Raw genomic sequence first — 25,868 nt, forward strand, 5'->3', positions numbered from 1 at the left:
TGTACTCACTACCAATTACCGATCACTTCCTAATTCGACACCTACTTCATTTCACTACCTTGAATCCGCTCGATCTTTTTCTTCGGATTGGCCGGATCATTCGTGTCTTCGGTTAATCGCTCTATCAGCACTGCCTCGTTATTCTTAAGCTCGTAGATATCGAAGACGTGGATACAACATCCATCACCAGAAGTAGACGTCAGCACATTTCCTTTCACGGAGAATAAGCCATTCGCCATTACCGTAATATCGGATAGCGACTGATTGAAAACAAGGGTTTTCTGCGCAGCATCGAAAAGATAGACACTGTAAGAGGGACCACCATAATTACCCTCTTTTCCAGACCACACCACTACATCTTCGTACCCATCGCCATTGATATCGGTCAGAATGATTGAGTAGCGGTTCTTTTTGTAAGTGTCGTCTAGCGGACCATGATAGAACGTGGAATCACTATCCACGTACAATGCCTCAGGCTCCAGTGCAATCGGCGTGGCTCCGGGGAATGTCACCTCCACGACTGGCGAACGGTTACATAGCATGATCCATGGACTATCTTCGCCACAGCCCTGCGAATTGATTGAAATAGCAATTCCACTGATATCTGCGTTTAACTCACCCTGATCGTTGAGCTTGGCATTGACAGCAGATGGCATTTTCAAGTCCTTTTGCGGCGAGGATTCAGGCTTTTTGCCAGTTTGATCTTGGGCGGATAATTTCTCTCCGTCAGCCTCTGCGGACGGAGTATTGCCAGGACTGCACGCTGTGATCGAGATGACGCAAGCTAAATACAGCGCCCCCACGAACCCTCTTACTAGTATACGTTTCACCATAGAAATCCTTCCAATTCAAATCAATATTTCCTAAATACCGGCTCCAAACAAATTGTGCCCGCCTCTGGGTTCGCGACACTTTGCTAGCGACATTTATGACAGAAAATCAGAACTTCCTAAAGATGGGATCGCTGCAAGTTGACATTGCAATTTTACAATCCCCTCTTGAATTCTTCTCGCAAGTTTTCGTTGCTCTGGATTCAACATCATTCAAGGATGGACCTCCAGTTATCGCCCCCTTACCACGACTAGAAGCAGGCGACGCAATGGCAGCACACTGATTATGAAAAGTCAACGCGATGGTACATTGCATGCCAGCCAACTTTTGGCAGTTTTGCAGGGCGGCATCTTCAGCCTCTTTGCTAGTGAGACGCCCCTTAGTGTAACCAGCATCACCATTGTCGGCGATGGCAATGGCACCCCATGTTTTTATCCATTCGCCTGTAGGCTGCGGCGGCGGAGCAGTAATGCCTGCTCTTGACGTTCCGGAGTCAGGCCCACATTGTGGACTGCCAGGCGCCACACCAACCGGACACGCGGTTTGCGCAAAAGCAAATAGGGGGATAAACGCTGATAATAATATAATCCCACGCATTTTTAGCCTCGCTGCCTATCGCCGTTATTAGCATTACCCATCCTACCGCTTGCGGTATGACTAGAACTGGATTCATCGCTCGAAACTCGGCCACTAACTTGCGGCACGGGAGTGATTTCGGAGCGCTGATTGTCCTAGCCGGCTCTGCCGGTTGATAAGGCCTACCCGTCCCAGGCTCTTGATTGGCTCGGTCCAGCTGCCCTAGCGCCGAATACGCCGTGAACTGGCCCAGCGTGCCCTGGAAGAAGGCTGCGGCCATCGATGCGGCGGTTACGATCAACGTCGTCATCACCAAGCCTAACCCTCTCTGTTGCAACGCCATGCTGCTGAGGCCCTCGCCGCTTTCCTGGGAATGCGTGCTTCGCCAGGAATGACAGCCACTGCACCGATTACCTTGTTGCCAGACTCACCGTGAAGCTCAGCACCGACAACGAAAACACCATACCTAACCCGTGTAGCAGCCACTTGCTGAACAACGACTTCGTCGCCTGGAATAACAGGCACATGATGAACAATGGACCGAAGCCCACAAACAGCGCCATCCCAATCTTGTTCAACAGAAGCAGCGAGCCACCCACCACGCCGGGGCCGGCCATCCCTACTCCAGTGACCAGCGCGCACGGGTCTTCTCATCGTCGCGCTGTTGGTTGCCTGCTGTCCGAATCTGATCGATGCTCATCATCGCAATCTGCATCAGATCCAGATTCTTGTCGATCGCATCGTAGGGACTTTCCGAATCCCCGGTCACCACTTGGGTATTGGACTGGCTAACACCGTCAGTCAGCGTCCAATACAGTTTCGACGAACCTTCGGCCATGCTCGTCGCCAGACCGATAATCAGCGCCGCGCGCAACGCGGTCACCACCAAGCCCATGGCCGCCTCGCGGGACTGGCCGGTCACGATGCAGCGCCCCCTGAATAAAGATCTCGAGTGTCAGATCACTAAACTTTCGAATTATAGTTCGAATATCTTTCACCCAGAACCAATCACTCCAATTTTCCTTTGCTTTGCTATTACTTATTGAGTAACCAATAAAATTAAATAAATTTAATATTTCCTGAAAATTGGACTTGTACATTCAGAGTAGACGACCTTACAAGAACCCCCACCATTCTTCGCACATTTTCTTTTAGCGATCTCGATTGCGCGCTGTTCAGTAGGAGATGCCTGAAAAAAGCTACCTGAATCCCCAGAAACCAAAGCCGCGCATTGATTCCGGTAAACCAAATCGATTTTACAGTCACCCGCACCGCCAATTTCGCACTGACGTATCGCAGCTTCTTCTGCCTCTGTCTGGGATATTTTGTTCGCAGCTGTCCCAGCCTCTCCTGTTGAGTCGGAACCTGCGATTGCTCCCCAAGTCTTAATCCATTCGCCAGTTGGCTGAGGAGGAGCCTCGTTAGCTCTAGAAGTACCGGAGTCTGGGCCACACTGCGGACTTCCGGGGGCCACGCCGACCGGGCACGCAGTTTGCGCGAAAGCTGCTAGAGGCAAGCCCAATAACAACACAATTAAAATCAAGAAAATATTTTTCATTTTTACACCCTACTATGAAGACACAAACTCTCTACCTCTGTGCAAGACCACGATCACCTGTGTTTGCTGAGTTCTGAGAGGGGGCTGAGTCAGTGCGAACAATTGTCCTTTCCTGGGCGCGCTGATTTGTCGTGTCGCCAGAATCTCTAGCCGGCGGTGCAGGCTGATAAGGCCTACCAGCGCCCGGCTCCTGATTGGCCCGATCCAGCTGCCCCAGCGCCGAGTACGCCGTGAACTGGCCCAGCGTGCCCTGGAAGAAGGCCGCTGCCATCGGTGGTGCGGTGACGATCAAAGTGGTCATGACCAGGCCCAGCCCTCCTTGTTGCAACGCCATGCTACTGATGCCTTCGCCACTGTTTCCTGGGAATGCGTACTTCGCCAGGAATGCGACAGCCACTGCACCGATTACCTTCGTTGCCAGACTCACCGTGAAGCTCAGCACCGACAACGAAAACACCATACCTAACCCGTATAGCAGCCACTTGCTGAACAACGACTTCGTCGCCTGAAACAGCAGGCACATGATGAACAATGGACCGAAGCCCACAAACAGCGCCATCCCAATCTTGTTCAACAGAAGCAACGAGCCACCCACCACGCCGGGGCCGGCCATCCCTACTCCAGTGAACCAGCGCGCACGGGTCTTCTCATCGTCGCGCTGTTGGTTGCCTGCTGTCTGGATCTGATCGATGCTCATCATCGCAATCTGCATCAGACCCAGATTCTTGTCGATCGCATCGTAGGGACTTTTCGAATCCCCCGTCACCACTTGGGTAATGGACTGGCTCACACCATCGGTCAGCGTCCAGTAAAGCTTTGACGAGCCTTCGGCCATGCTCGTCGCCAGGCCGATGATCAACGAGGCACGCAGCGCCGTCACCACCAAGCCCATCGCCGCCTCGCGGGATTGGCCGGTCACGATGCGGTACCCCTGGAAGATGACCCACAGCGTCAACACCGTCAAGGACACAATGCCAATCAAGGCCGAGGTGCGCTGCAGGAGCGTCCACTGAAAAATATCGATCTCGTCGCGCAGGAAATCGTTGATCAGCGAGAAGAACGCGTAATTACCAAGACTGCTCAGAAAATCCATATGTCACCACATTCCACTGGACGGCGAGGCCGTGGAGCACTCGCTGCTCCGGGTTCGATTACACCTGCGACGGCACGCGCATACTGCGCGTGCCGAAATATCACTTGCCCAAGTCCAATGGCTTCATATCGCTGGGCTTGTCAGACCGGACAGAGTCCAGCGCTACCTTCATCGCCGCACCAGCAACCACCGAGGTGCCGAAATCGGCCAGGGTGCTGCCCAGATTCTCGAAGAAGCTACCCGGTCCTTGGCTGGACGGGTCACCCTTGGGCGCTTTCTTGCCACGCATCGCCGCCCATGCCTGCGCGTCCTGTTGTTTGGTCAAAAACCCCAGACGTGTCTGATACGCGAACATCGCTGACTCCATCTGCTGGCGATCAATATCCATCAGGGTCTTCAGGGCGATCAGCTTGTTAGTGTTGTCTTCTAGCTTTCCCAGCTCTGTGTCCTCGATCTCCGCGCGCTCTTGCTCGATCTTGCGCAATCGTTCCAGTCGCTTGGTGGTGATCTCGTACATCGCCACCATATAGTTGTACTGCGAGTTGCGCGTGCGCTGGATCAGCTCGCACCCCTCTTTCTGCTCGTTCGCCACCGGCGTGCCCGCAGTCGTGCTAGAGCAATCGGCAATCCCGTAATCATCCGGAACCTTCTTGATCTCTTCCTTGGGTTTGTCGACCTCGGTCCCGCTGTCCTTCTCCTTGGTCTTTTTGCCAAGTTTCAGCGAATCCTGAATTTCCTTGGCCTTGGTGTTGAGATCATTGTCAACGACCTCCCACTGCGCACTGGCCGCTCCCGCCATGCTGAGCAGCAACAGACCCATGAATACCTGGGAAATATGTCTGAACTTGGTTGTCATGGTGTTCTTCGCCTCCTGTGACACAGATGAATATGCTGCGCGATAGTACTGCTGCGATTGCGTGGGCTGACTATGCATCTTCGACCTCCTTGTCCTTCGCCGATTTGCGTTTGCCAGAGCCCTTGCGGTTGGCATAGAAATCGGTCAACCACTGCTCTGGCGTCAGCTGGTCGACGGTGACGCCAAGCTTGCTGGCCTTGCCGACCAGGATCTGATGCATGATCTCGATGTTGTCGGTTGAGGACGAAATCACCGACAGCGCATCGTCCATGCCGCGCAGGTTGAGTTGGCACACCGCCGAGGCGTGGCCTTGCTTGACCAGGAAGCAGCGCGAGCGCTCGTCCAGCGAGACCACTACCTGATACTCGGCGTCGGTGAGCTTGAGCCCCTCGATGTAGTCGTCGCGGCTGGCGTTGGGGTTGGGCAGCAGCACCATTGTGGCGGTCTGCTCGATCAGCGCGGCGGCGATGTCGCTCGCCAGTGCATCTTCCGGGCTTTGCGTGGCGAAGATGCCTAAACCGTTCTGCTTACGGATGGTCTTCTGCTTGTTCTTGGCAAATTCCTTCAAGCCACCCTTGCCGTCCAGGATCTTCCAGAACTCGTCCATCACATAGATTAACGGGCGACCGTCGATCAAGGCTTCCAGGCGGTGTAGCAGGTAATTGATCACTGGCACGCGCACTTCGGCGTTGTCGATCACATCCGTGTAGTCGAAGCCGATGATGGATGCGCGCGTCAGGTCGATGGTGTCGACCGGGTTGTCGAACACCCAGCCCAGCGAACTGCCCGCCGTCCAGCGACGTAGGCGCGCGTACAGGCCGTCGTCGCCCATGTTGGGCAGGCTCTTGCGGAAGTTGCTCATGCTGCGCAGGTGCATGGGCGTATCCAACATACCCTCCACCGCGCGGTAGATGTCTTCTTCCTCGCGGGCGCTGTACTCGGCCTTGCCGCCCAGTACCTTGATCAATTCGGCAAGGAACTGCGTGTTGGCTTCGTTGCGCTCGCACTGGAACGGGTTGAAGCCCGTCGGCACGCCGTTTTCCAGCGCCAGGTAATTGCCGCCGCACGCACGCACGAAAATCTCCGCGCCGCGATCCTTGTCGAAGAAGAAAATCGTCGGGATCGGATCGAACTTTTGCACCTGGCTCAGCAGGAAGTTGATCAGCGCCGTCTTACCGGTACCGGACTTACCGATCACCATGGTATTGCCGATCGCCTTCTCGCCGAGGGAATTCTCGGCCGGATGCGTGGCGTGGAAGTTGAAGTAATACGGCTGACCGTTGGTGGTCTGCAACGTGGTGACGCAGTCACCCCACGGGTTGTTGTGCTGCTTGCCCTGAGCGAAATTGTGCAGCGGCGACAACCCCAGGAAATTGAGCGAGCTCAGGTTGGCGATACGCGTACGGAAGCGCCAGTTACCCGGCAGCTGCGCATAGAACGAAGAAGCGATTGCCAGATCTTCCTTGGCGGACACAAAACCAGCGTTGGACAATTCGGCGCGTGTAGTCGCGATCTGCCTGGCCAGCTTTTCCTGACTATCGGCATAGACCGCCAAGGTAAAGTGATATTCGCCCAATACGAAATTGCCGGAGGCCACGTCATCCATCGCCAGGTCCAGGTCGCGGATCTGGCTGGACGACTTGTCCCCCGACGAAATCATCATTCCCTTGGTGCGTTCCAACACCTTCAAGGCATCGTGGCGACCAATCGGACTAAACGAATGCGTCATCACGTATTCGAAATCAAGATACTTCAGGCCATTGAGAATGCCGGGATAGGTTCCATCGGCATATTCCTTGACATTGAGGATCGCGCCGAAATGATTGATGCCATCCGGAGTGCGAATGACAAAGTCGCCGGTCTTGTTGGCAAACATGTGCTTGCTGACAGGCAGATATGCCGGCACAGGCGCCTGCAGCACCGGGACAGGCTCGTCGATCCGGTTGAGCAGGTAACCGAGAAATTCCAGTGTCTCGGAAAATACGACACCGTTCTTGGCTTCGTACATGCCAAGACGGTAAGGTGAATAATCCTTCAGCACCGCCTCAACGTTCGTGGCTAACTCGACGATCTTGGCGATGGCCTGTTCTTCTTCAGCCCTGATCTTGTCTGGATTGACGGACTTTTCGACCAGCCTTCGTCCTGTAACTACGGGACGATAGATCATGCTGAAGTACAACTCGTTTTGCATGATTTTTTGCGAGGAGAGCGCTGCGTAATACTCGTCAGACAGAGTCTGATTGAAGGATTGCTTGAAGCGTCCGCCAGTGCCGATTTTGCGACGACGACGAACGTCGTGAACCCAGAACGCAATATTGGCGAAATCCGGTGCACGCAAGGTTTGCAGTAACCGATTAAACGTGTTGTGCCGCTGCTCGAGTTCGAACTCGTCACGCCCAACGAAGGGCAAGCCAGCCAGATGCCAGATCAACAGGTAGTCGCCCCCGGTCGTCTTGACGACGGACGGTGCAACATGTGTCGAAATGGAAACAAATTCGCCGATCGGACTATCTGGACTGAACATGGTCTTACCAAGTTAAGAGAAAAGCATCGCACCAAGGACAATCGGAAAACACCAACCCCGCGCCGATTTCGCGCGCGGGGTTGGTTAAACGATTCACGTGCCTATCGCGATTTACCCGGGGGGGTCTTGCGATATTCGTTTGGGCTGAACACCCACATTCCAGAATAACGCTGGAGGTTTCGAGCACGCATTCGGAACAGCCAGCGCAATCCGAGCAACCTGAAAATCATCTCGTCACGCTTGGCCATCTGTTGCATGGCAAAGATGATGACGGGGATGGTGAACAGGTACCAGAGATTGATGTACATCCCCAACAGCAGGCCACCGCCGGCACCGATGAAGAAGGGAATGTAAGGCACCCCCAGAAACATCGCCGGGCGGGTGCAGCCGCGGAAGAGGACGTCTTTATGCATAGTGCTGAACGATCTGCATCAACGAAGCGCCGACTCCCGTGCAGTCGGTCGCAGCAGCACCATCCTTGTTCTGAAGAATCATGTTGGCGATCTGGCCAGCTGCGCCAATCAGAACACCGCCGATAAGGATTGGGGAAACCTCGGAGATGCGCTTGTGTGCAAAGGCGATCTGATAACCAGCCACGATAACCGCAATGGTGACCACTACAATCGAGCCCATGTTCAGAAGCTTCTTCACATTATTCAGGAAGCCGCAAACCTGAGTGTCGGTGCCACCAAGACCATTACCGTCTGCTGCTGCGCCACCGGCAACCATCAGCAGCGAGATGAATACCAGTGCCTTCACGGCCTGGGTGCCAACCATCTTGGCATCAGCCATTGTCTTCTTGTCGATTTCAAACTTCATGTCTAACTCCTTGGGAACAGAGGGGGTCCAGCAGCCATTCCTTGGCGATCTTCCATCCTAAAAAACAAATGCGCTATCGACTTGCGGAGCCGTCTGCGTTGCACGTGGCATGGAGACGGGACTTGTGGCTTGATCGGTTTGCGTCGAGGTCTGCGGTGCAACGGCGGGCAGCGCCATCCCCCGACCCTGGCCTGTCGGCTTTATCACATACAACTCGTTCTCCGCCGCAGGAGCCACAGGGGTGGCACGACTTGGCGGAGAGTAAGGTACTGACGGTACCGGTAGCATAGGCCCTGACGGTGAAGCCACCGTGTTGCCCGTCCCGGAAAGATCCTGAATACGACGCGCTACAATCGCATCTGCCAATTCCGCAGCCGCCTGCTTGAGCGGATTGGCAGGCCGCAATTGCACCTGGCGCGTTGGCACGACCGCGATGGGCTTGGGTCCAGAAGATGCTACCGACTGACGAATGGAGGCGTAGATCTTTTGAACGTAACCATGTTTGAAGCCGGTCTCGAAGTTGCCCGAGTAGTAGCAACTGAACGACCTGCCCCAATTCGCGCCTGAGCGCGAATGGCACTCCGCTAAAATCCTTGAAGCAGCGACAAGATTGGGGCATTTGTCGAATGCCATTTCGTAACTGGTCAGCCCGTACTTCTGCAGGTTGTAACGATTGACTTGGCCTAGTCCCAGGGAAAAGTTATACCCCTTCTGTTCCAGCATCTTGGCCGTGGCGACTGCCTCAGCCAACCCCCGCGGCTCACGCACCAAGCGCCCGCCAACCACACCGATGGCATACGGATTACGCGACGACTCGACACGGACAACGTGCTGCATCACCTCGCCAGGAACAGCAAGTCCAGTGCACCCCATCAGTTCCATGCCAGGCAACATGTCATTACTCCTTGCAAAACCAAACCAGCCCCAACTAAAGAATTCACCTCTCAACCGCCGCGTAAGGTTCTCAGAGGATCGAAATCGATGCCCGTGATGAACCGGCGCCCTGCGTGAGCCTTGATGTGAACCACGATGTCGATGGTCATTCTCAGCAGACGCTTGATGACCTCAAACTCCAGACCAGAGCCTTCGTTGGATGCCTTCACCATCAAGGCCAACTGGTCCCAGGTCTGCTCGACACTCCCGGCGTGGCAACTGGTGATGGACCCCGGATGCCCCGAAGCGCAGTTGCGGATGAAGTAGAACGACTCATCACCGCGCAGCTCGGCCAGGATGATGCGATCCGGCTTCATGCGCAGGCACGCCTCCATGCAACTCTTGGCAGTCACGTTGCTGGCGCTCTGACCGCCTTTCGAATACAGCAGGTGCACGGAATTGGGCTGACTGATGAACAGCTCTCTAGCGTCCTCAATGGTGACCAGGCGCTCTTCGTTCGGAATATGATTGACCAACGCCTTCATGAAGGTGGTCTTGCCGCTGCCAGTCGCTCCAGCAACCACGACATTCTTCTTGTACAACACGCACTTTTTGAAGAACTCGGCATAGTCACGCTTGCGGCGTAACTCCAGCAACTCCTGATCATGATCGCTGACATCCGCAGACTGTTCCAGCACCTCGTCGAAAAAACCGTCGTGCTTGTACTGCTCCAGCGACTTGGTGTGCTTGGAAGGAAGCCGGATCGTGATGGACACCTTGCCCGCATCGCAAGCGGGAGGCATCACGAACTGCGCGCGTTGTCCGGTCGGAAAAGTCAGTGACACCACCGGGTCAGCGTCAGTAATCCGTTGCCCGGTATTGCTCTCATTGACGACAGCGGTACAAAACTGCCGAGCACGGTCATAGGTGAGAGACGGCACATCAACCCGCTGCCACCCATGAATGGTCTCAAGATACAACTCACCCGGACGATTGATGCAAATTTCGGTCACGTCAGGCGAATTCAGATAATCCAGGATTCCCAGCACCGAGTACTGGTAGTCCAGGAAGTCGTTCGAAATGCGCGCTGTCGGGGAATCATCGATCGTCATGGCAGCCATGTCATTCACTTCGGAAGGACCGCCGAGAAATCGACGTCCTTGGCAACATAAACGTTCAACACCGTGCCCTGATTGATCGTCAAGGTTGCCGGACGGCGCCCAGACTTTTCGACAGCCTGCTCGGCAAGCTGCTGCATGCTGCGGGCAGTATTACTTTCAAAAGGCTGCTGAGTGACGATCCCGCTGCCAACACCGATGGTTGTCGTTTCTGGACCATATTCGGCACCCGCATACTTAAATGCATCGCTCAGCAGGCTGATGAACAGCGCCGATGCAATCTTGTTACCCCAATGGGCGTTGTAGTTGCCTGGATGGCCAGCGCTGCCCAGCGTATCGATACCAGGCCCCACCAGCGTGACATCCAGCCCGGTGGGCGTGGTAACCCGATCCCAGACCACCTGCAGCCGCCGTGTCGTTGGCTCTCCGGCGCCATACTGACCCAGCATCTTGGAACCCTTCGGCAGAAGCAGGTTATGCCCGTTGATGGAGTACACAGGCTCGGTCACGATGCACGACGTGTAGCCACCGAAATCCGAAATGATCCGGGTCTCGAGAATGCAGCGAATGTACGTGCCACGCACCAATAAACCATCTGGATTGCTGATCGGCTTCGCCAGTGTGATAGCAGTGTCTTCCTCTCCGGGCGCGGCTGGCGGACCAGGTTGCCCGGGCATGCCTGCGCCATTCGCAGCGGATTCGGCGAGGATTCGACGCTCCAACAAGGTAGGGCCACGCTGACGTTCTGGCGCGGAACCGGCATCCTCATTATCGACAGTCGGCATCGGCGGCAATGGCGGCAGACTCGGCTGCTGCGCGAGGGGCACGGGCGCCTCTTCAACGGGCGCAGTCATGTTTTGTGGTAGCGCAGGCGCCACAACGGTCTCAGCGCGCGGCTTCGGCGGCGCCGAATCTTCCCCACTTTGTGTCGCCAGCCAGAAGATGACGAGAATCAGCAAAGCGGCGATGGCAGCGAGAAACACGAGCGCCTTGCGATTCAGCCGCTTGATGTCGCTGGAGCGCAGTACTGGCTCATTAGCATCCAGGTCAGGCGCGGCACCGGCTTGTTGACGCGCAAAGTACGGATTGTTGCGCTCATCGTACTCGCCGTTCCGCGACTCTTCCCCGCGGTTGCTCGGAGAGCGATCATCTGGGCTGTTTGGGATATTCGAGTTCACTTTTGCTTGTTCCTTCGCAGACCGAGAACGTTATCGCCGTGGCGAACCACCAGGAAAGGATAGGTCCCATGCACGATCAGGGTGTTGCCTTCCACCGTCGTATTGACGAGAAAATCCTCGGCGTGTTCTTTCTCTCGAGCGAAGACCGCCGGAAAATTACCAGTCGGAAAACGCGTCAAATCCATGTTGATATAAGTGAACTTGCCATCGTCGTACACCCGGCTTGGAATCAGCCAGGATTTCTTGGTGCGTGTCGAGTAATCATAGTCATAGTAGTAACGACGATCCTTCAGGATCTTTGCGTTCAACAATGGACCTTTCTTCGATGCATCTGCATCTTCGACATTGTTGAAACTCGTGTCCTTCGGGTAGGTGAACACAACCTTATATTGAACACCCGCCTGCTTCGCCTGCTCGAGGCGCTGCCAATCTGTTGCAACCACCTTGAGCTCAAGAATGTAGGAATGCGTCGCCGTACGAATCATCATATTCGTGTCGACGTCAACATTTTTGGGTTTCAGATAAAATACATTCTCACGCCGAGTAAGTTCCCAGCCACCAGTGAAGCCGGTGCTGTAGTCCAGGATTTTCTCGTTCGGGCTCAGCTCGACCTGAGTGGTAATCCCCAGGCCCGTACGCACCTGATAGATACGATCGGGCGCATATTCGTATTCCTGGACCACCTGCGCCACTGCTGAAAAAGCACACAGTGCAATTGGTAGCGCTGAAAATAACGCAGCCCTGTACCGATTAAAGAGTTTCATCGACCGCTTGCTCCATTGACATTATTCGGCGTCCCTTGGGGTTGAATCGCAGTCTGGCCCGGCGGCTGCATCTGATCGGGAAACGCGGGCTGCGCTTGCTGCTGCGGCACGCTACCCTGCGGCAATGCTCCTTGCTGGAGCGGAACGCCCCCTTGCGGGACTGCGCCAGAGACATTTGCCGCATTGGGATCGACAACGCCCATGCCAGGCTGCTGTGCCGCTGCTTGAGGCTGTGCACTGATGACGGCACCAGCGGCAGGCGCTGCCGGCAGGGAGGAATAGTCGTTATCGACCCGATAATCTGTCACCCGGAATCCCAGGGGATTTTCGACGCGAAGGCTATCGCTCATCTCCAGATTGTCCTGATAGACGAATCCCATGGTCGCAATCTTGTTATCGAGCAGCGTGGAGAGGGTTGAATTTTTGTCATATACGGTTCGCTGAAAACGTACGGTCGCGCCTTTGTAAGGCTGCCCTTTTCCGCCGATCAAGGTGATGCTCAGAATATTGATGCGGACTGCACGAAGCTTGCCGTATGTATTCAATGGCCGTAGTGGATTGTTTGCGGAATGCAGCGCACGATATTCGTTCACAACATTTGTCGTGCCCATTGCTGACACGGTATTCCAGTCACGTTGACCGATGATCGACAAATCGAACGATTCGCGCGCAATGATGAAGCGTGCGATATTACTGCGCGCCAAGGCCTCACTCGTACTGATCGTCCGCCCACCAAAATTCGGCTCAAGCTTGGCAATCGTGCTTGTACCCGAATAGGCATCTGCCATGACCAGATAGGGCACTTTCTCCTTCAAAGGCAGCATGTAGTAATAGCCGCCCGCAGTCATGACCGTCACGACCATCGACAAGGTCGCCACCACCCACGCGCGCTTTTCACTGCGGCGCGCAAGATCGGCGATGCTTACCTCGTAGTTAACCGCCTTCTGGACGGCTGCCCCCACCTGGGCAGATCCATCTTTCTCACTGACCTTCTTACGCAACATGTCTAGATCCGTCACCGTGGGGCCTTGTCAGGCCTGAAACTGTTGCCGCGATGGGTTGCGGGCACTTGGGAAGCATGGACGTTCTTGAAGATGTGATGCCACTTGGGCAGCACATAGGTCGACGTTCCCTCAGAGCTTGGAACCCGTTGACACCGGCACCGGCTGCACTAGCAGCTTGTTGGCAGAGACTGATACCGAGACTCCTTGCGCCGCATACACAGCACTGAGCTCGGTCGCAGCCTGCTGCACGCTGGTCGTGCTGATGTTCGAAACCGGTGCGATCAGGGTGTAATCCGACGGCAAGTTGTAGGACAGCTGCATGTTGGAGTCCGTGGCCCAGCGCTCCAGCATCGTCTTCAGCGTGCCGTCCATCGGCGTGGCCTGATACGTGTAAGACGTATAGAGCGGAATTTCGGTCGGGGCCTCGTCGAAGTGATTGACGTGCTTCCAACGCCCACCAAAGTCAGGAGCAGGCTTGGTCGCGCAGGCGCCAGCCAACACGGCAGCTGCTAACACCAACGACAGCTTGGACACATACATCGGATTCACTCTGACTTCTCCAACTCAGGAAATTTCGGGCGTAGTGATGGACAGCACTGCGGCCCCGCGCGCCTAGAGGCTGCGGAGCAATGAGGGCTTTGAGAAACCGCTTGGACACGCGAGGGGCACTCGACCCGACCAGACAGACGAGGCAGTGCAGCGCGTACACGCAGAAGAAGATGAGCACACCAATGAACCATCCATAGCTTTACTCCTCTGCGACCCCGTCTGGCGCCGCCCCCTTAACAAAAAAAAAACAATCCAGGAATTCTGGGTAACTTTGCCCTCAACGGACACATGAGTCAAGAATTACCCATCATTAGCTGCACCCAACGTGTGACGGACATCACACTTTTATAGCAAGCGTTTTCACATCCGTTTTGGGCAACAGTCGTGCGGTGAAATAGCGATCTTCGTAGTAGCGGATTTTGTCGCACTTTACAGGATGCGGAATACCTTCATACAGGAAGACTTCCTTCTCATTGCCCATCGCCTTGAGCTCCTGGGGAAGCATCAATGCACGCCGCTCTTCGGAAACGCTGCGCGTCGTCTCCCTGCCCCGGGTGATGTTTTGCTTCTTGATCGTGGTGTAGCCCAACATCTCCGAGTAATCGTTCGCGTCCTGCTGCTCGCGCGGCGCGTACAGGATCTGCAGAGCGTGGTTGGTGATGATGGTGCGCGACAGATCCTTGCCATAGGTCGCATCCAGCTGCGCCATGCTCTGGATGATGGGCAGCAGACGAATGTTGTAGCCGGCCATGTAAGCCACGGCGGTCGCGATGATGTCCACCCTGCCGATCGAGGTGAATTCGTCCATGAGCAGCAAGCACTGGTACTTGAGCTCGGGGTTGGACTTGGGCAGTTCACGGGTGTTGAGGTTGATGATTTGACTGAAAAGCAGGTTGATGATCAGGCGACTCTCGGCAAGCTTGTTGGGCTGAATGCCGATGTAGATCGTCATCTTCTTCTTGCGTAGATCCGTCAGCATGAAGTCGTCGGCGCTGGTGGCCGCATCCAGTACAGGGTTGATCCACGCGTTGAGCGGCTCCTTCAGAGTGCCCATGATGGACGCGAAGGTCTCATCCGCCTGCGACAGCATGTTGGCGAAGGCCGACTTGGCGTTGCTACTGAGAAACCTTCGCTCGGACAGCGACTTCAGGTATTTCTTGAGGTCGGTGCCGTCACCCGACGACAGGCGATAAATTGCGCCCAGCGTGGGCGCCCCTGCCCCGCCCGGGAAGCCAAGCGACAGCTCCTCATCCCAGTTCTCGAAAAGATACAGGGCAAAGGCCAAGAACGCATTCCGCGCCTGGCTGACCCAGAATTTTTGATCGTCCGATCCATCCGGATACAGCATGGCCGCGATGCTCATCAGGTCCGAGACGCGGAATGCGGGATCGTTCGACACGTAGGTCAGGGGATTCCAGCGATGGGTCCGCCGATCTTCCGCAAAGGGATTGAAGAGAAAGACCTCGTGGCCCTGGCTGGCGCGCCAGCCGCTGGTCAGATCGAAGTTTTCCTGCTTGATGTCCAGTACGACGATCGACTCCTGGTACTCGAGCAGGTTGGGGATGACAACACCCACACCTTTGCCTGAGCGCGTGGGCGCAGCGAGGATCACGAATTGCTGCCCGCTCAGACGCACCAACTTGCCGTTGAATTTACCGACGACGATACCGTTACCGCTTGGCTTGAATAAGCCATGTTTAGAGAGATCGGCAGCCCCGGCAAAGCGCGCGTCGCCGTGTAGCGCCGGCGCCTTAGGCTTAAGAGCCAGCGCAATACCGATGATCCAAACGAGCGCGGGAACACCGAAGCCGATGGCACCTGCCATCTTGATCTTGTTCGCATAGGGAGCAACCTGCGGCAAGCCCAGCGCACTGAAGTAGCGGTAATAAGTGTCCCAGCTGTACAGGCTTGTATCGAGCCGCAGCAGCAGCAGGGTTACATAGCCGGACAACAGATATCCGGCGAGCAACGCCACCGCAGTGGCGATCGCGATAATTTTGGCTTTGGACATGTGCCTTCTCCTTAGGCTTGCATCTGGACGACGGTTTAGCGGCGGACAACAGGCTTGTGGTCGATCAGGCCTGCCTTGCGCCCCCCGCTCTCGCTTTCGACGAGCGAGTCGATCCACACGTTGGCCTGATCCAACGAAAGATCCGGCGTGATTCGCGTCCCCGCATCGGTCACGACCGCATAGGCAACCACCGCATCGGGTGCATACGTTTCGTCGCGCGTAATCGCCACGATGCGATATCCGCCCCTGGTCAGCACGGTGTGCTGATACTCGTCCATCGCCAGCCTTCCTTTCCGTCAGCGCGGAGGCGATGCTAAAGCAAGACGTGTGACGGAGAAAGCGGTTTCGGCAGCCCCCGTGACTGCGCAAGTCGAGCTACCCTGCCTCAGGACCTGAGTCGTTGATTTGGCCCGATCCTTTCACCAGTGCGGCGACAGACAAATACGCGTTAGCTGACGCTCCACTGCTACCAGCATTGGCCCCTCATATGGGCCAAGCCAGTTAGCGGTATCGCGAGCCAGCGGCTGCGCCGTGACATCGCCACGCGGTTATGGCAACGCGGCACGGCCGCATCGGCAGTGTCTGGCGTGCTTGAGCACGGTGCAGCAGGCACAACTGACCGCTACGCGAAGTTCGAACCGAGCTATCTGGGTGCAGCAAAAGGGGGTGGAATCTATGGCGAGAGATGTGACCAACGGCGCCCTCAAACCACAGGAGCTTTCTCAGTAGAGTCACTTGGGCTCAGTGGCAGACTTCGCTGCCAATCATTTAACCACCCAAGTCGCCATACCATCTGGACTTGGAGTGGTGGGCGGTACAGGGTTCGAACCTGTGACCCCTACCATGTCAAGGTAGTGCTCTACCGCTGAGCTAACCGCCCGAATCCTGCGCCAGCATTGCGCTGTGCAGGGCGCGCATTCTAGCGCAGGGTTTTGCCGACCACAAGCCCTCCCGGTGCTTCGCGTACCGCTTCACCCTATCCGAGGCTTGCAGCCTTCAACTTCTGGATCTGGTCGCGAATCTGCGCCGCCGCCTCGAACTCCAGGTCCTTGGCGTGCTGGTACATCTTCTGCTCCAGGCTCTTGAGCTTTCCGGCAATTTCAGCAGGTTTCATGGCGCGATAGTCCGGGGTCTCCTCGGCGACCTGGCGCGACTTCGAACGCCCCTTGCCGGCGCGTTTTTCGGCAGCATCCTCGCGCGCGCCCTCCATGATGTCGGAGATCGGGCGCGCCACCGACTTGGGCGTGATGCCGTGTTCGAGGTTGTATTCCACCTGCTTTTCGCGACGGCGGTCGGTCTCATCGATCGCGGCCTGCATCGAACGCGTCATCTTGTCGGCATACAGAATCGCCTTGCCCCGCAGATTGCGCGCGGCGCGGCCGATGGTCTGGATCAACGAGCCGGTCGAACGCAGGAAGCCCTCCTTGTCCGCATCCAGGATTGCCACCAGCGACACTTCCGGCATGTCCAGGCCTTCGCGCAGCAGGTTGATGCCGACCAGCACATCGAACTTGCCCAGACGCAGGTCGCGGATGATTTCCACACGCTCGACCGTGTCGATATCCGAGTGCAGATAGCGCACGCGAATGCCGTGCTCGCCCAGATATTCGGTGAGATTTTCGGCCATGCGCTTGGTCAGCGTCGTGACCAACACGCGGTCGCCGAGCTTGATGCGCTCGTGCACTTCGGACATCAGGTCGTCGACCTGGGTACCGACCGGGCGAATCTCGACCACCGGATCGATCAGACCGGTCGGCCGCACCACCAGCTCGGTGATCTCGCCGGCAGACTCGCGCAATTCGTAAGGCCCCGGTGTTGCGGACACATAGATGCTGCGCGGCGAACGCGCCTCCCACTCTTCGAAGCGCAGCGGCCGGTTGTCCAGCGCCGACGGCAGCCGGAAGCCGAATTCCACCAGCGTTTCCTTGCGCGAGCGGTCGCCTTTATACATCGCGCCGATCTGCGGAATGGTCACATGCGACTCATCGATGACCAGCAACGCATCCGGCGGCAGGTAGTCGAACAGCGTCGGCGGCGGCTCGCCCGGCGCCTTGCCGGTGAGATGGCGAGAGTAGTTCTCGATGCCGTTGCAGAAGCCAACTTCAGCCATCATTTCCAGATCGAACTGGGTGCGCTGCGCCAGGCGCTGCGCTTCCACCAGCTTGTTCTGGGAATACAGCTGCTCCAGGCGCTCCTTCAACTCTTCCTTGATGGTATCGACGGCGCTGAGCGTGCGCTCGCGCGTCGTGGCGTAGTGCGTCTTTGGATACACGGTGTAACGCTGCAGCTTGCGCAGGGTTTCGCCGGTCAACGGGTCGAACAATGTCAGCTGTTCGACATCGCCGTCGAACAACTCGATCCGCAAGGCCTCGGTATCCGACTCTGCGGGAAACACGTCCAACACCTCACCACGCACACGGAACGCGCCGCGCGTGAGCTCGAATTCGTTGCGGGTGTATTGCAGATCGGTCAGATGCCGGATCAACTGACGCTGATCGATGTGCTCGCCCACCGACAGGATCAGGCGCAGCGACAGATAGTCCTCCGGCGCGCCGAGGCCATAGATTGCCGAGACCGTCGCAACTACCAGCGAATCACGACGCGAGAGCAAGGTCTTGGTCGCCGAAAGACGCATTTGCTCGATGTGCTCGTTGATCGAACTGTCCTTCTCGATGAAGGTGTCCGACGACGGCACGTAGGCTTCGGGCTGGTAGTAGTCGTAGTAGCTGACGAAGTATTCGACGGCATTGTTCGGGAAGAACGACTTGAACTCGCCGTACAGCTGCGCCGCCAACGTCTTGTTCGGCGCCATCACCAGGGTCGGCTTCTGCACCTGCTGGACCACATTGGCAATGGTGTACGTCTTGCCCGAACCGGTCACCCCCAACAGGGTCTGCTTGGCCAGGCCAGCCTCGAAGTTGGCCACCAGCTTCTCGATGGCAGCTGGCTGGTCGCCGGCTGGGGAGTATGGGGAGACGAGCTCAAAGCGGTCGGTCATGGAGCAGCACCTTCAAACGACTAATGAGTATAGCGACGGGGGGATGACGGTGACGTTTGCGGTTTTCCTACCCCGCGATCAGCAGTGGACCGATCCCATCGCAACGGCCATCTACCGACCCTTGAGCCACCCAGATTAGGAGCTACGCCATGCGCCGGAGGTGCCGCCAAGCTGGATTCAGCCTGATCGAAAGCATGCTTGCCGGAGCGGTGCTCGCCGTCTTGACTGCGATCGCATTGCCGTCTCTTACCGAACTCCACCAACGGCATCAAGCGCGCGCTGCGGTTGCCGAACTCACTGCGCATCTTGCCTTGACCAGGTCGACCTCCATCGCACGGGGCAATGTCGTTGCGATGTGCCCAGGCTCAGTTGCAGAGAGTTGCGTGGCTAGCCACGATTGGACCCGCGGCTGGCTGGTCTATGTAGACCCTGATGGAAATCGTAAACCAGATCGCGCCAGTGACATCCTTGCATCGGTCGCGCCACAGGCAGGCTCAATGCTCAGCATCCGCACCACCCATGGCCGCACACAGGTGCGCTACGTACCTTTGGGCACCGCACAGGGAACCAACGCAACCTTCAACATCTGCCGCGGCCGCTACCTGGACACACAGCTGATTGTCAGCATGGCGGGGCGCCCGCGCGTGCAGCGGCCAATTCCCGCGCATCCCTGCCCATCATGAGGAGTTGCATTGAAGGGGGTTGCGCGTGCGGCGTCTCCTCCCTATAATTTGGCTCCCCGCCCGAATAGCTCAGCCGGTTAGAGCACTTGACTGTTAATCAGGGGGTCGTTGGTTCGAGTCCAACTTCGGGCGCCAAATAAAAAAAAAAGACCTCGTCAGAGGTCTTTTTTTTTGCTACTCCGTAGGGCAGCCACTCGCGGGGGTGAGTGAACGAATGTGTGTGCTTCGCCCTGCGACTTCACCGCTAAAGGCAGCCCTCTAAGTGGACTGCCCTCAACGGCCACGACTCACACCGTCAAAAGCATTGTGATGCGCCATCTGTCCCAGATGCAGTCCGCACGCCTTTTTGATCGATTGACAGCGTACCGCATTTCGGATCGTTCTGCTTCGAGGTTGGAGTCGCAGTCAGCGTAAAAGTCGTGACTGCAGGGGTTCCCGAAGAAAGCGTATAGAAGTTAGAGATATCACTGCTGCATGACCCCATGCTTCCACCGACGTAAGTCATTTTGGTCGTGTAGTAGCGTTCCATCGTCTGCGCGCCCTCTTGAAGGCAGGCAGCTGCAGCCGAACGACGGGATTTAATGACAGACGACTGATAATTTGCCAAAGCGATCGCACTGAGAATACCGACAATCACAACTGCAATCATCAGCTCCATCAGGCTGAAACCAGACGAATAGCGTGAACCTATTTGAGATTTCGAGCGATTAATTTTGTACATAATTAGTTCCTGATGATCTCTCGCCACGACACGCGCCCGGCGTTGCGGTTATCTGCAATGTTAAGGCCGCCCAGATTTCCGCTGGACCCACCGACCACGATCTTGCCACGCAAGATGTTGGACAGCGTTGGCATGCCCACACCCAGGTTAACTGAGCCTACGGGTACGCCACCCACCGTTTCGTCCTTGAAATTGCCATCGCCATTGAGATCAAAAAAGGAGTCGGTACTACTGGTGCCTGTAAAAGCATCCAGTGCATTGATATAGCCGGTCCCATCTGCCTGACATGCACTTGCAGTCGGAATAATGCTGCTCACAACCAGCGTTTTGTTGAGCAGTTGCGACTCAGTGACGATACGCTCACCCTCCAGTGTGGAGGAGCCGCCAGTCGTCGTGGCCGGTTTCGCCAGATCGATATACCACCCCTTCGAATCCGCGGGTAACACCGAGTTAGCCTCGAACCCTCGCACCGGGAATCCGTTCTGCGTTCCCGTCACCTTAATCGAGCGAGTGGTCAATGCGCTACGCGTCAAAGTTTCGTTACTGGTGGAGGTACTGCCATCGATAATTCCATACAAGCTTTGTCCGCTTTTGTCGGTCATATCGCCCGTGGTCATGAATCGGCCAGTGCCGAAAAAGAGCCAGATATCATAAGTATTAGGGTTCAACGCAACCGTCATAGTTGCCGAGATCGGCTGCGCAGTGCTAGCGCTACCGGCAGGGTAGGAAGCCGTGAACAATGGCTTGCCTTTATTGGCGACGCCCCAGCTGGTCACAGCAGCAGCCGACAGATCGAACTTCCAAACATTGCCAAGCAAATCACCAGCGTACACGTAGTCAACGGTGCCGCTCGCATCGGTGTCCCAGCCTGTCGCACCGGAGAGTCCATTGGGAGCACTTGATGATCCAGCACCTGTGCTGATTTGCTTAATGAGCGCGCCGGTCTCCAAGTCGTAGATCAGCAGCACGGCTTGATCATTGGCGCTGTTGATACCGTTCGCAACAACCAGCGCAGTCGTACCATTATTAAGATTGGCAATAAATGGGCGAGCTTGTACGAGACCGATGTTACCTGCCTCAAGATCGGAGGCCGCTCCATACCGCTCCCACTTCACATTGCTCGCAGAAAAGCCTGTCGGCGTAGTGACGTCCAATACATAAATGCCTTTACCTCCTTTGCCTAGCGCACCAACTAATACCGTCTTGTTAGGGGTCTGCGCACGCGTGGATAGGACAACTGGGCCATCCACGAAATAACGGTGACTATAGGTTGGAGCACTCAGGCTACCCAGATCTGAAAAATTAATTCCAGAAGGAACATATGCGAACTGCTCCGCACCGGTGGTCGCATCGAAGGCGTGCAGCATGCCGTCGTTTGCACCGACATAGACGGTGTTAGTGTCGCTTGAATATGCAGGCGAAGAGCTGACAATGTCACCAAGCAGCGACGTGCGGTTGCGCAGCGTGCCGCCATTTACGATCTCCTTGCTGCGATCACCGGCGAGATACGCTGCGTTGTCAGCACCAGAGACAGCCGGAGTAGTCGTCCGCTCCAGGGCAAGTGTCTGAGTCGTTGTTGGAAAGGTCGCGCCAGCCAGACCGTTCCAGGTAAAAATCTTTCGGTTGGTCGCCTTTATGTTTTCTGACGCATTCCAACTCGCCGTGGACGACACGTTTTGATTGACCACCGGATAGGCCTTGAGTTCACCTGTCCAGATGCCCGACAGATAACTGGCCATAAACACTATCGTACCGCCGTCAAGGCTTGTTGACGTCGCGGATACGTTCGAGAACGACCCGGTCCGTTGAGTGATGGTCGAAAGCGCTGCGGTAAGGCCAATTTTGAACGCATTAGGGTCGGCGGCCGACAAGAAGGTACCACGTCCATTAACGGAGGCATGCCACAAGTCATCCAGTCGGGCCAAGACATCGGCGTTACCCGTATCACCAGTCTTCGGATCTGGCCAAGTTTTGGTGCCAGCAGTCAGACCGGGCAGATCTGTGCTCGGATTCAACAGACCACGTGCACCAATTGCGATGGCAAACGTGACCATATGTTGCCAAAAAGCGGGGTCTGCGTTTGTCGTCGGTACGATGTTGTCGAGATCTGCACGCAAATCAGTCTTCCAGTACTGCATGGCCACGTCAGCCAACGTATTGGAATAAGTATCCGAGTAAGGCGCACTCGCTGTGTAGCCATACGGCGCTGGCAGACCATTCGGGCCGCTGTAGGTCACGCCATTTGATCCGTCTTGATTACCGGGCTTTGCGCTGGTGGTCCCGTTCCAGTAGCCGTCGGTCGTCATGATTGCGAAGTTCTGACGGCATGCATATTGGTCATTGCCAGCTTCCGGGCCATAGGGACCAGTAGAGACTGAACTTTGAAAATATTTTCCGGTACTGTCCAATGCATCGAGCAATGGAGTACCATTAAATCCCGAGGCATTATAAAGACGATTATACCAATTCGTCCGGGCACTTGTCGCCGCTGCCCCACCAGACGCAGCGCGATCTATAAATAACCCCTGATTTCCGTCATTCACGGGAATATCGAGATTGTTGCGCGACCAGATGGTTCTGAAGCCGACACGAACATTGGCACCTAGATCACTGAATGCCTGACCTGCACCGGCCTTTGCCGCCTTGATACGCGTGCGATGATAAGAGAACCATGTCGCATAGTTAGCTGCCTCGGCAGCCGCAGTCCTGCCCGTCGGCGTCATCGCCGTGCAGTTAATCCAAGCATTCGTTGTTACAGCCATACTGGTATCACAACGATTATCGCGATAGATATTTGCGCTGAGAGAATAGTTTGCCGTACCGTTAACCGCGCCGCGCGAAACCTGCACGGTATATGTGGTATTTGAGGACGGCGTCACGCTACACGTGCCGGTTCGGTTCGCCGGCACGCTTTGAGAGCAATCGTTTGTAATACTTGCAGCACTCTTGACCGTCAGGGTCACCTTGAGCACTGGACTGGGCGGAAACAGTGAGCACTCCGTTTGCTGGCACACTGACAGTGTAGGTATCCACCTGATTTCTCGAAACAGAATCAGAGACTGGAAACCCAGGCGGCGTGGAGTTATTGACGGAAACTCCATATTCGCTACGGGTAACCGTATTGGCGTCCGTTATCTCATAACGATAATAGTTACTCGCATTCGACAAGTAGTTGGACGAAGTATTCCCGGTGTTTTTTGGAGCGTAAAATGTCTGCACTCCGCCACATACGGTAACGTTTGCGCCCGTGTTCTTGTCGTTTCCATTTTGATCGAACTTTACGCAATTTGCGGAATTAGCAAGATCAATAACAGTACCGCTAGCTTTATTGAAATCGCCGTAGACCGCGTTGTACGACGTTCCTCCCATCATCAACACTCCCGTCGCTGTCAACCAGGGCTGGTAATTCGTTGCGGGGTTATAAAAGACCGTGTTGCCAACATATGTATTATCCGTGATATCGACCACATCGCTCGTACTGCAGGCACCTCCATCAGACGTGCGTACGCAGATCGTGGGAAAATCCGGATTGGCAAGATCCCCAAAGGACATCGAACCCGAGTCATCCAGAATGAACATGATGTTTGGCGGTACGCGACTGGCCGTGGTCAACGGGTCGGTCGGCAATGTGATTCCCGCATTCGCAGGCAGCGACAGCAGCGTCGCCAGCATGGAAAACATGGGCACGCGAATCGCCTTGCGCATCGCATCAAGACGCCGACGGAACGAGCTTTTTGGAATGTTCATGGTCAGCCTTACTGCTTGATGTAATTAGTCTGGAGCAGGACCTGGGAGCGCCCGGCCCCCTCACTCACAGCGGTAATGCGATACCTCGGCGCCAGACATAATGCGGGTATCGGAGAGATGCGGTCGCACGCCGGCCACGTGGGTGCATCTCCCATGTATTCGATGATGTATTGCGGGGCTGCAGTGGAATCTACGGTCAGAGAGGCGGTACGCCAACCGGCGCGGCTAGATGCCAACCAGCGATCGGCATCGCTTGCGACCGGCGTTGCGCAAATTCCGTCGTTACAACCGCTAGTGGGTATGGTCAAGGTGGCAGCGGCTTTGATGCGATCCTCCGCCTCTCGGACAGCACCCTCTGCGGCCTGAAAGCTTCTGCCGCGATCAACCAGATTCGACGCCATCCGTTCTTCGAGAACGGTACTGCGCAGCACTGCCAAGCCCAGCAGGGTCATGATCAGCAAAAGCAACAGCACAACAATAAGCGAGACGCCATCCTGCCGTAGGTGGTCAAGAGTCTTCATGCATTGCGATTCCGAAGAGCGATCACATGGCTAAGGGTGCGCCTGATTGGTTCACCGGCAGGCCCGACACGGGTTGTATCCAGCATTTCAAGGCGCACGCTGACCGCAACAACAGAAGACCAATCTGACACGGCTGTGGCGTCTACATACGACGCCGCACCCTTCACCAGATATTGCAATTGCATGTCGTTGACGCCCTCCAATACCTCGTCGTTACGCTGACTCAGTGCGCTACCGGAATACACCATCTGAGACCGATACAAGGATCTTGTGCCGCTTGCATTGTTTCCGATAAACCAACGCGCAGCATGCAAGTTAGCGACCACGGAGCCCGGCGCGACGAATGCGAATTGCGAGCCGCCACACACCGGCATTGCCAACCCCGTTGAACAGTTCCCTGGCGAGACACCCGAAACCGCATGCGTGATCGTAGAACCAGAGACAGCACTGACCTGGAAAATGGCCGACTGCCGCGCATTGCACGCGACGACGACATCGCCTGCATTTATACCGGCGGCTGCGGCGGTCATGTTAAGGGTAAAGGTCGCCGCGCCAGTGTCGTCGGATGAAATCGTCGCCACTTCATAACCAGAGCCCAGAATCTGCAGCGCGTCGGTTCCCGCAACTCGCGTTCCGGCTGCGGTCCCATTGGCTGGCGAACCAGATGGAAAGGCACCTTCCACCCCGGTGATACCGGAGTTCCATGTGTCGATGTTGGTGTACCAATTACTGGCTTTGGTTTTGAGAACATTCGCAATTGGAACAGTATTTACGCAGGGATTTCCCGAGGCTTCGCGTACATCGCGCGCCATCAGTTCAAATGCCGTGCGTACATTTTCCTGGACGCGCCCCAGACCTTCGGTAGCGCTATAAGTGCGCCGATTGGCCAGAAAGATACCGATCGCAGCACCGACCACCAGCAACCCCAAAACCAATGCAATCATCAGTTCGATCAGCGTCACGCCGCGCATGCGTGATCGGGATGGACGTGCGCGCTTCATGAGGTTCATAGACGGGTCTTGATAGAAAACTGCTGCGTTGCACTACCGTCCTTAGCCCGGCTGTCATCCCAGCTCACCACGGCTTCGCACGCGGTGGCGCTGCAGGTGATCTTGCCGCACGCCGTGGAGTTGATTGAGGTCTTCAACCCTTGCAACCAATTGCTGACGTCATTGGACACCAGATTGGCACCGGTCGGCGCAGTACAGGACGTCTGGTTGTAACCACCTGACGTCGCTACTGTCAGATTTGCGCGCATCGAGTCGAATATTGTGTAAGCCTGGATCACAGCCTGGCTACGCTCCAGCGAGCTCTGGCTATTGCGCAAGGCCGTCGCCTGCATCGCAGCGATACCCAGCATGCCCACACCCAGGATCACGACGGAGATCAATACCTCAATCAAACCGATACCGGACATGGATTTACGATCGATGATTTTCATTGC

At 56.1% G+C, this 25,868-nt stretch carries 24 protein-coding genes, 2 tRNA genes and 1 pseudogene; 2 read left to right on the forward strand and 25 right to left on the reverse strand.

What is annotated here, in order from left to right; genetic code table 11:
• Nucleotides 1-41: 41 nt before the first annotated feature.
• From BJD12_RS04055 to uvrB, 19 genes and pseudogenes are all read right to left on the reverse strand, one after another.
• Nucleotides 42-803, reverse strand: a complete 762-nt coding sequence (locus tag BJD12_RS04055; protein WP_229003477.1) for an FG-GAP repeat protein — start codon at nucleotides 801-803, stop codon at nucleotides 42-44.
• Between the two features lie 136 nt (nucleotides 804-939).
• A complete protein-coding gene (locus tag BJD12_RS04060; protein WP_074059314.1) occupies nucleotides 940-1,428 on the reverse strand; it encodes a DUF4189 domain-containing protein in 489 nt (162 codons plus the stop codon).
• Between the two features lie 2 nt (nucleotides 1,429-1,430).
• A pseudogene (locus BJD12_RS25100) lies at nucleotides 1,431-2,332 on the reverse strand (TrbL/VirB6 family protein).
• Between the two features lie 144 nt (nucleotides 2,333-2,476).
• Entirely contained in the window at nucleotides 2,477-2,965 is a 489-nt protein-coding gene (locus tag BJD12_RS04075; protein WP_074059315.1) for a DUF4189 domain-containing protein, read from the reverse strand.
• A gap of 31 nt (nucleotides 2,966-2,996) precedes the next feature.
• Complete coding sequence (locus BJD12_RS04080; RefSeq protein ID WP_058563306.1) at nucleotides 2,997-4,058, reverse strand: TrbL/VirB6 family protein; 1,062 nt, start codon at nucleotides 4,056-4,058, stop codon at nucleotides 2,997-2,999.
• Nucleotides 4,059-4,158: 100 nt separating this feature from the next.
• Entirely contained in the window at nucleotides 4,159-4,878 is a 720-nt protein-coding gene (locus BJD12_RS04085; RefSeq protein WP_042828476.1) for a hypothetical protein, read from the reverse strand.
• Nucleotides 4,879-4,984: 106 nt separating this feature from the next.
• Entirely contained in the window at nucleotides 4,985-7,438 is a 2,454-nt protein-coding gene (locus tag BJD12_RS04090) for a VirB4 family type IV secretion/conjugal transfer ATPase (protein ID WP_005996076.1), read from the reverse strand.
• A gap of 101 nt (nucleotides 7,439-7,539) precedes the next feature.
• Nucleotides 7,540-7,851, reverse strand: coding sequence for a VirB3 family type IV secretion system protein (locus BJD12_RS04095; protein ID WP_005996074.1), 312 nt, complete (start codon nucleotides 7,849-7,851; stop codon nucleotides 7,540-7,542).
• Nucleotides 7,844-8,257, reverse strand: coding sequence for a TrbC/VirB2 family protein (locus BJD12_RS04100; RefSeq protein ID WP_005996072.1), 414 nt, complete (start codon nucleotides 8,255-8,257; stop codon nucleotides 7,844-7,846). The genes BJD12_RS04095 and BJD12_RS04100 overlap by 8 nt, the downstream gene beginning before the upstream one ends.
• Nucleotides 8,258-8,314: 57 nt before the next feature.
• Nucleotides 8,315-9,139, reverse strand: a complete 825-nt coding sequence (locus BJD12_RS04105; RefSeq protein WP_080553117.1) for a lytic transglycosylase domain-containing protein — start codon at nucleotides 9,137-9,139, stop codon at nucleotides 8,315-8,317.
• A 62-nt stretch (nucleotides 9,140-9,201) separates the two neighbouring features.
• Nucleotides 9,202-10,251 (reverse strand): P-type DNA transfer ATPase VirB11, encoded by a 1,050-nt coding sequence (virB11, locus tag BJD12_RS04110; RefSeq protein ID WP_005996067.1) that lies wholly within the window; start codon nucleotides 10,249-10,251, stop codon nucleotides 9,202-9,204.
• Nucleotides 10,252-10,256: 5 nt separating this feature from the next.
• Nucleotides 10,257-11,426, reverse strand: a complete 1,170-nt coding sequence (locus tag BJD12_RS04115; protein WP_005996065.1) for a TrbI/VirB10 family protein — start codon at nucleotides 11,424-11,426, stop codon at nucleotides 10,257-10,259.
• Nucleotides 11,423-12,190 (reverse strand): TrbG/VirB9 family P-type conjugative transfer protein, encoded by a 768-nt coding sequence (locus BJD12_RS04120; RefSeq protein ID WP_005996063.1) that lies wholly within the window; start codon nucleotides 12,188-12,190, stop codon nucleotides 11,423-11,425. The genes BJD12_RS04115 and BJD12_RS04120 overlap by 4 nt, the downstream gene beginning before the upstream one ends.
• Nucleotides 12,187-13,194, reverse strand: coding sequence for a VirB8 family type IV secretion system protein (locus tag BJD12_RS04125; RefSeq protein ID WP_005996061.1), 1,008 nt, complete (start codon nucleotides 13,192-13,194; stop codon nucleotides 12,187-12,189). Before BJD12_RS04125 ends, BJD12_RS04120 begins: the two co-directional genes overlap by 4 nt.
• A gap of 129 nt (nucleotides 13,195-13,323) precedes the next feature.
• Entirely contained in the window at nucleotides 13,324-13,734 is a 411-nt protein-coding gene (locus BJD12_RS04130; RefSeq protein ID WP_005996059.1) for a TcpQ domain-containing protein, read from the reverse strand.
• Nucleotides 13,735-14,080: 346 nt separating this feature from the next.
• The gene (locus tag BJD12_RS04135) at nucleotides 14,081-15,754 is read right to left on the reverse strand and encodes a type IV secretory system conjugative DNA transfer family protein (protein WP_005996057.1); all 1,674 of its coding nucleotides are present in this window, start codon (nucleotides 15,752-15,754) and stop codon (nucleotides 14,081-14,083) included.
• A 35-nt stretch (nucleotides 15,755-15,789) separates the two neighbouring features.
• On the reverse strand, nucleotides 15,790-16,032 hold the full coding sequence (locus tag BJD12_RS04140) for a hypothetical protein (protein ID WP_005996056.1): 243 nt from the start codon (nucleotides 16,030-16,032) through the stop codon (nucleotides 15,790-15,792).
• A gap of 527 nt (nucleotides 16,033-16,559) precedes the next feature.
• Nucleotides 16,560-16,634, reverse strand: a tRNA-Val gene (locus BJD12_RS04145).
• 96 nt (nucleotides 16,635-16,730) lie between these two features.
• Nucleotides 16,731-18,752 (reverse strand): excinuclease ABC subunit UvrB, encoded by a 2,022-nt coding sequence (gene uvrB, locus BJD12_RS04150; protein WP_005996054.1) that lies wholly within the window; start codon nucleotides 18,750-18,752, stop codon nucleotides 16,731-16,733.
• A gap of 149 nt (nucleotides 18,753-18,901) precedes the next feature.
• On the opposite strand from uvrB, the gene BJD12_RS04155 reads away from it, so the two are divergent.
• Together BJD12_RS04155 and BJD12_RS04160 are read left to right on the forward strand one after the other, a co-directional pair.
• Nucleotides 18,902-19,435: a GspH/FimT family pseudopilin gene (locus BJD12_RS04155; protein WP_005996050.1), complete on the forward strand. Its 534-nt coding sequence runs from the start codon at nucleotides 18,902-18,904 to the stop codon at nucleotides 19,433-19,435.
• Nucleotides 19,436-19,493: 58 nt separating this feature from the next.
• Nucleotides 19,494-19,570, forward strand: a tRNA-Asn gene (locus tag BJD12_RS04160).
• 160 nt (nucleotides 19,571-19,730) lie between these two features.
• Here the strand turns inward: BJD12_RS04160 and BJD12_RS04165 are convergent.
• From BJD12_RS04165 to pilV, 6 genes are read right to left on the reverse strand one after another with little or no spacing between them, the layout of a single operon-like run.
• A complete protein-coding gene (locus tag BJD12_RS04165; protein ID WP_074059317.1) occupies nucleotides 19,731-20,156 on the reverse strand; it encodes a type IV pilin protein in 426 nt (141 codons plus the stop codon).
• Nucleotides 20,157-20,158: 2 nt separating this feature from the next.
• Nucleotides 20,159-23,035, reverse strand: a complete 2,877-nt coding sequence (locus tag BJD12_RS24885; RefSeq protein WP_244149917.1) for a pilus assembly protein — start codon at nucleotides 23,033-23,035, stop codon at nucleotides 20,159-20,161.
• A gap of 1 nt (nucleotide 23,036) precedes the next feature.
• The gene (locus tag BJD12_RS24085; protein WP_155759266.1) at nucleotides 23,037-23,903 is read right to left on the reverse strand and encodes a hypothetical protein; all 867 of its coding nucleotides are present in this window, start codon (nucleotides 23,901-23,903) and stop codon (nucleotides 23,037-23,039) included.
• A gap of 8 nt (nucleotides 23,904-23,911) precedes the next feature.
• Nucleotides 23,912-24,424, reverse strand: coding sequence for a pilus assembly PilX family protein (locus tag BJD12_RS04180; protein ID WP_005996045.1), 513 nt, complete (start codon nucleotides 24,422-24,424; stop codon nucleotides 23,912-23,914).
• Nucleotides 24,421-25,395, reverse strand: coding sequence for a type IV pilus assembly protein PilW (locus BJD12_RS04185; RefSeq protein WP_005996043.1), 975 nt, complete (start codon nucleotides 25,393-25,395; stop codon nucleotides 24,421-24,423). The genes BJD12_RS04180 and BJD12_RS04185 overlap by 4 nt, the downstream gene beginning before the upstream one ends.
• Before the next feature lie 35 nt (nucleotides 25,396-25,430).
• A complete protein-coding gene (pilV, locus tag BJD12_RS04190) occupies nucleotides 25,431-25,865 on the reverse strand; it encodes a type IV pilus modification protein PilV (RefSeq protein ID WP_005996041.1) in 435 nt (144 codons plus the stop codon).
• Nucleotides 25,866-25,868 lie beyond the last annotated feature (3 nt).

This window comes from Xanthomonas vesicatoria ATCC 35937 (assembly GCF_001908725.1).
GTDB lineage: Bacteria > Pseudomonadota > Gammaproteobacteria > Xanthomonadales > Xanthomonadaceae > Xanthomonas > Xanthomonas vesicatoria.

What these genes read in the sequence shown, in the direction of transcription:
- BJD12_RS04060 (WP_074059314.1), bottom strand. Translation starts at nt 1,428, where the DNA reads ATGCGTGGGATTATATTATTATCAGCGTTTATCCCCCTATTTGCTTTT.
- BJD12_RS04075 (WP_074059315.1), bottom strand. Translation starts at nt 2,965, where the DNA reads ATGAAAAATATTTTCTTGATTTTAATTGTGTTGTTATTGGGCTTGCCT.
- BJD12_RS04080 (WP_058563306.1), bottom strand. Translation starts at nt 4,058, where the DNA reads ATGGATTTTCTGAGCAGTCTTGGTAATTACGCGTTCTTCTCGCTGATC.
- BJD12_RS04085 (WP_042828476.1), bottom strand. Translation starts at nt 4,878, where the DNA reads ATGGGTCTGTTGCTGCTCAGCATGGCGGGAGCGGCCAGTGCGCAGTGG.
- BJD12_RS04090 (WP_005996076.1), bottom strand. Translation starts at nt 7,438, where the DNA reads ATGTTCAGTCCAGATAGTCCGATCGGCGAATTTGTTTCCATTTCGACA.
- BJD12_RS04095 (WP_005996074.1), bottom strand. Translation starts at nt 7,851, where the DNA reads ATGCATAAAGACGTCCTCTTCCGCGGCTGCACCCGCCCGGCGATGTTT.
- BJD12_RS04100 (WP_005996072.1), bottom strand. Translation starts at nt 8,257, where the DNA reads ATGAAGTTTGAAATCGACAAGAAGACAATGGCTGATGCCAAGATGGTT.
- BJD12_RS04105 (WP_080553117.1), bottom strand. Translation starts at nt 9,139, where the DNA reads ATGGAACTGATGGGGTGCACTGGACTTGCTGTTCCTGGCGAGGTGATG.
- virB11 (WP_005996067.1), bottom strand. Translation starts at nt 10,251, where the DNA reads ATGGCTGCCATGACGATCGATGATTCCCCGACAGCGCGCATTTCGAAC.
- BJD12_RS04120 (WP_005996063.1), bottom strand. Translation starts at nt 12,190, where the DNA reads ATGAAACTCTTTAATCGGTACAGGGCTGCGTTATTTTCAGCGCTACCA.
- BJD12_RS04125 (WP_005996061.1), bottom strand. Translation starts at nt 13,194, where the DNA reads ATGTTGCGTAAGAAGGTCAGTGAGAAAGATGGATCTGCCCAGGTGGGG.
- BJD12_RS04130 (WP_005996059.1), bottom strand. Translation starts at nt 13,734, where the DNA reads ATGTATGTGTCCAAGCTGTCGTTGGTGTTAGCAGCTGCCGTGTTGGCT.
- BJD12_RS04135 (WP_005996057.1), bottom strand. Translation starts at nt 15,754, where the DNA reads ATGTCCAAAGCCAAAATTATCGCGATCGCCACTGCGGTGGCGTTGCTC.
- BJD12_RS04140 (WP_005996056.1), bottom strand. Translation starts at nt 16,032, where the DNA reads ATGGACGAGTATCAGCACACCGTGCTGACCAGGGGCGGATATCGCATC.
- uvrB (WP_005996054.1), bottom strand. Translation starts at nt 18,752, where the DNA reads ATGACCGACCGCTTTGAGCTCGTCTCCCCATACTCCCCAGCCGGCGAC.
- BJD12_RS04155 (WP_005996050.1), top strand. Translation starts at nt 18,902, where the DNA reads ATGCGCCGGAGGTGCCGCCAAGCTGGATTCAGCCTGATCGAAAGCATG.
- BJD12_RS04165 (WP_074059317.1), bottom strand. Translation starts at nt 20,156, where the DNA reads ATGTACAAAATTAATCGCTCGAAATCTCAAATAGGTTCACGCTATTCG.
- BJD12_RS24085 (WP_155759266.1), bottom strand. Translation starts at nt 23,903, where the DNA reads ATGAACATTCCAAAAAGCTCGTTCCGTCGGCGTCTTGATGCGATGCGC.
- BJD12_RS04180 (WP_005996045.1), bottom strand. Translation starts at nt 24,424, where the DNA reads ATGAAGACTCTTGACCACCTACGGCAGGATGGCGTCTCGCTTATTGTT.
- BJD12_RS04185 (WP_005996043.1), bottom strand. Translation starts at nt 25,395, where the DNA reads ATGCGCGGCGTGACGCTGATCGAACTGATGATTGCATTGGTTTTGGGG.
- pilV (WP_005996041.1), bottom strand. Translation starts at nt 25,865, where the DNA reads ATGAAAATCATCGATCGTAAATCCATGTCCGGTATCGGTTTGATTGAG.